The sequence below is a fragment of the Alicyclobacillus contaminans DSM 17975 genome (assembly GCF_000429525.1).
Classification (GTDB): Bacteria; Bacillota; Bacilli; order Alicyclobacillales; family Alicyclobacillaceae; genus Alicyclobacillus_A; species Alicyclobacillus_A contaminans.
Map to the genome: position 1 here is coordinate 1 of NZ_AUCA01000082.1, position 4531 is coordinate 4531.

General features: G+C 51.3%; 2 protein-coding genes. Both read left to right on the top strand.

What is annotated here, in order from left to right:
* Positions 1 to 594, top strand: a 594-nt coding sequence (locus G463_RS21170; protein WP_035487947.1) for a restriction endonuclease subunit S domain-containing protein, incomplete at its 5' end; no start/stop codon positions are given.
* The gene (locus G463_RS0116910; protein ID WP_026976079.1) at positions 591 to 3536 is read left to right on the top strand and encodes a type I restriction endonuclease subunit R; all 2946 of its coding nucleotides are present in this window, start codon (positions 591 to 593) and stop codon (positions 3534 to 3536) included. The genes G463_RS21170 and G463_RS0116910, both read left to right, overlap by 4 nt.
* Positions 3537 to 4531 lie beyond the last annotated feature (995 nt).

Consider the following 4531-nt stretch of genomic DNA (forward strand, 5'->3'; position numbering starts at 1 on the left):
AACATGGTGGTCTGGAAAAATACTATCTCTCGAGATACAGCTAATCGACTCGGGGCTACAATATTTCCGACCGGAACAATCGTGTTTCCTAAAATCGGCGGTGCAATGTTGACGAATAAAAGACGAGTAGTTGGATGTCCGTGTTGCATCGACAATAACCTAATGGGATGTGTCGTTAGAAAGGGCCATCCGGGATTTATCCTTTTGTTGTTGCAGCAAATTGACTTCGGAACAATTGCCAAGCCAGGACCGGTACCTGCTATTAGCGAGGGCGAAGTGAGAGAGATTAGAGTAGCTTTGCCACCTCTGTCCGAACAAGCCGCCATCGTTCGGTTCCTGGAAGCAGAAACCGTCAACATTGATCAAGTTATCGCCTCAACTCGCAACGAGATCGAACTCCTTCGCGAATTCCGCAACCACCTGATGACAGACGTAGTGACCGGAAAGTTAGACGTGCGTGAAGCGACAAATAACCTACCCGAAGAACTCCAAACCGACGAGTTCGAGGAGTTGGAACCTGACACTCTGGACAAATACGAAGAAGATGCAGCAAATGAGCTCCTTGATGTTGAACCTGTGGGGGTGGAAGCATGAGGACCGACACTAGCGAAAAGGGTCTTGAAGGATTGATCGTGCAGGCCATGACCCGGGTAGGGTGGCTGGAGGGCGATGCAGCTGACTACGATCGCGAATATGCTGTGGACCTCAAACAACTCACATGCTTCCTGCGGGCGACGCAACCAGAAGTAGCTGAGGCGCTTGATCTTGACCATGATAGCCCAACGCGGCGCAAATTTCTGGGTCGCCTACAGGGGGAAATCAGCAAACGCGGCACTATTGATGTGCTTCGCCGAGGCATAAAACACGGGCCATACAACCTCGACCTCTTCTACGGTACGCCTTCACCGGGCAACGATACGGCTAAAGCGCTCTTTGCAGCCAATTGCTTTAGCGTTACACGGCAATTACGGTACAGTCGAAGTGAAACTCAGCGGGCGCTTGACTTAGTTTTGTTCGTCAATGGATTGCCGGTGATTACTTTCGAGCTTAAAAACAGTCTCACCAAGCAAACGGTGGAGGATGCCATCGAGCAGTATAAGCGCGATAGGGACCCGCGTGAGAAACTCTTCGAGTTTGGTCGATGCATTGTCCACTTCGCTGTAGACGACCACGAGGTACGCTTCTGCACGCACCTTAAGGGCAAGAGTTCATGGTTCCTGCCCTTTAACCAGGGTTACAACGATGGTGCCGGCAACCCACCGAACCCCGAGGGACTTAAGACAGACTACCTGTGGAAGCAAATCCTCACGCGTGAGAGCCTGACCGATATCCTAGAGAACTACGCTCAAATCGTCGAGCCGAGGGATGAGAAGACTGGAAAAAAGAAGCAAGCAGTGCAGATCTGGCCGCGATATCACCAACTCGATGTGGTGCGTAAGCTGCTGGCGGATGTCTACAACCACGGTGCGGGGCGGCGGTACTTGATTCAACACTCGGCAGGCAGTGGTAAATCGAATTCCATTGCCTGGCTTGCGCACCAGTTGGCGGGATTGCGCCGGCGTGAAGTGCCGATCTTCGATTCGGTCATCGTGGTCACCGACCGACGCATCCTTGATCAGCAGATTCGCAATACCATCAAGCAGTTCACCCAGGTGGGCAGCACCATGGCCCACGCGGAGCACTCGGGAGATCTGCGCCGGTTTATTGCCGAGGGGAAGAAAATTATCATTTCTACCGTGCAGAAATTCCCGTTCATTCTCGACGAGATCGGAAGCGAGCACCGAGGACGGAATTTTGCCATCATCATTGACGAGGCGCACTCCAGTCAAGGCGGTCGGAATACAGCTGCCCTGAACATCGCTCTTGCGGAGGCCGGGGCCGTGGATGAAGACGACACTTTCGAGGACCGGATCAACCGGATAATGGAGGCGAAGAAACTGCTACCGAACGCGAGCTACTTCGCCTTCACTGCCACGCCCAAGAACAAAACCCTCGAACTTTTCGGCGAACCGGATCCGCAGCTCAACGGAATAACCAAACACCGCCCCTTTCACAGTTACACCATGAAGCAGGCGATCCAGGAGGGATTCATCCTAGACGTGTTGGCACACTACACGCCGGTGCAGAGTTATTATAAGTTAGTCAAAACGATTCCGGATGACCCAGAGTTCGACGTTAAGAAGGCCCGCAAGAAGCTCCGCCGGTTCGTCGAGAGCCATGACCATGCAATTCGGCTTAAGGCAGAGATCATGGTGGATCATTTCCACGAGCATGTGATTGCAAAGGGTAAGGTTGGTGGTGAAGCGCGGGCGATGGTGGTGACTAGTAGCATCGAGCGTGCAATCCAGTACTACCATGCGTTCGAGGCCTACCTAAAGGAACGCAAAAGTCCGTATCGTGCCATCGTTGCCTTCTCTGGTGAATACGAGTATAAAGGCGGTAAAGTAACCGAGGCGTCCCTAAACGGCTTTCCGTCGAGTCAAATCGTCGACAAGATCCGCCAGGACCCCTATCGCTTCTTGATCTGCGCCGACAAATTCCAAACTGGCTACGACGAGCCGCTCCTTCACACGATGTATGTGGACAAGATGCTTTCGGGAGTCAAGGCCGTGCAGACGCTTTCGCGCCTTAATCGTGCGCATCCAAAGAAGCACGATGTGTTTGTGCTCGATTTTATGAATGATGCTGACACAATTCAGGCGGCGTTTGCTCCCTATTACCGCACGACGATTCTCGCAGAAGAGTCGGACCCCAATAAGCTTCACGATCTCAAAGCGGCACTCGACGATTACGAGGTTTACACTGAAGCACAGATTGACCACCTCGTCGCGCTGTATCTCGGCGGAGCCGACCGCGACAGACTAGACCCAATCCTTGATGCCTGTGTTGCCGTCTATAACCAGGAACTTGACGAGGATGGCCAAGTGGATTTCAAAGGAACAGCGAAGGCCTTCCTGCGGACTTACGGCTTTCTCTCTGCGATTTTGCCATATACCAACGCGGAATGGGAGAAGCTTTCGATTTTCCTAACCTTCCTTGTACCTAAACTACCGTCTCCCAAGGAGGAGGACCTTTCTCGCGGTATTCTCGAGGCCATTGATATGGACGCGTATCGGGTCGAGAAGCAGGCAATGATGAAAATCGTCCTACCGGACGAGGATGCAGAAATTGATCCAGTACCGACCTCGGGTGGCGGGCATCGTACGGAGCCGGTCCTGGATCGACTTTCTAGTATCCTCAAGAGCTTCAATGATATGTTCGGAAATATTGCCTGGCAGGATGCCGACCGGGTCCGCAAGCTGATTACCGAGGATATCCCGGCGCGGGTTGCGGCTGACACGGCGTATCAGAACGCGAAGAAGAACTCCGATAGGCAGAACGCACGTATTGAGCACGACAAGGCTCTCGCGCGCGTGATGACGGCCCTGCTGAAAGATGATACCGAGCTATTCAAGCAGTTCAGCGACAATGAGTCGTTTCAAAGGTGGTTGGCGGACACAGTTTTCGAATTAACATATGGCGAACATTCATTGTAATGATGCTATGATGTGAAGATAAACGAGATGATCAAATACATCGCTGCGTAGACTGGAATCGCCGAAAGCAGTGTGTTGAAGGTTCTAAACGCCGAAATAGAATATCTGGAAAAATTGATGGCGCGATAAGGGGTGTGAGTGTGAAGCAAATTACTTCCGTGGCCGAGTTCAAGGAAGCCAAGGCTGCGTGGGACGGGTACATAGTTATCACGGATGATACCGGAAACACAGTTCATAGGCCGAGGTGCGCGAACGTTGACATCTCAAACTTTCGAGAGAAGGTATTGGCCAACAAGGGCAGGCACGGCGCGTACTACTTCGTAGAAGATTTGGTGGAGGCAATGGAAGCATTTACACCAAGGCCAAAAAAGTGCGATAACTGCAGACCGAAATAGATCAAGACTTCGACTACACAAGTCGGATTGATATGTTAAGATACGATGTCCTTTACCAAATGGGTGGAGGGTATTAGATTTGTATACTCAACCAGTCTGGCTAACAGATCTATTTGCAGAGAGTAGTCATTCGATTGGCAAAGCGAACTTATCGTCATTACAAGCCCGATTATCTGGAATTACGCCCAGACTATCAGCATGGATCGAGGTGGATTGGAGCAGTCCACTACAGATATCAGTACCCAACGCAAAGGCTGTATCAAGAGTTATTGACCGAATGACGTTTCTTAATTCGGTAGTTGAATTCACGTTCAACGGATGCGATCTTGTGGAAGCGCATGCGTTTGGAAGGGCGGGAGGTTTGTCACGGAAGGGGATCGAACTAATCGGGTCCCTCACGCCACAGGTGATCGAGTGGATAGAGGGAAGTCGAAATGGTGGTGATGTACTACTCGCTGCTAAGTTCCGGGCGGTTTGTCTTCGAGAAGTCGTCCGTATTGAACCCCACTTTGTCAAGACAGATGGGATGGCTTTTAAGAAAGAGATGATAGATTTACAATTCAGATAAAAACCGTCTCACGCTGCGTTCTGTTGCATTTT

What these genes read in the sequence shown, in the direction of transcription:
- G463_RS0116910 (WP_026976079.1), top strand. Translation starts at nt 591, where the DNA reads ATGAGGACCGACACTAGCGAAAAGGGTCTTGAAGGATTGATCGTGCAG.